The organism is Streptomyces bobili (assembly GCF_002154575.1).
GTDB classification, from domain to species: Bacteria; Actinomycetota; Actinomycetes; order Streptomycetales; family Streptomycetaceae; genus Streptomyces; species Streptomyces bobili.
Window position 1 is genome coordinate 1 of record NZ_MUBA01000739.1, and the last position, 227, is coordinate 227.

At 76.7% G+C, this 227-nt stretch carries 1 protein-coding gene; it reads left to right on the forward strand.

Features of this window, described 5'->3' with window-relative positions; all coding sequences use genetic code 11:
* On the forward strand, positions 1 to 227 hold a 227-nt coding region (locus BZL64_RS41690; RefSeq protein ID WP_244205774.1), incomplete at both ends, for a serine/threonine protein kinase.

Consider the following 227-nt stretch of genomic DNA (forward strand, 5'->3'; position numbering starts at 1 on the left):
GTCCGAGGCCGGGCCACCCTCCGTCAGCCCGCCCACCGGCGGCCGACGCTGCGGCGTCGACAACTGCGCCGGCACCATCGGCGTCACCTACGCCGGCGGACCCGCCCTCACCCGCGGCTACTGCCCCCAGTGCGGCCGGGAGTACTCCTTCGAACCGCGCCTGAACCCCGGCGACCGCGTCGGCGGTCACTACCGGGTGCTCGGCTACGTGGCGGTGGGCGGCCTCG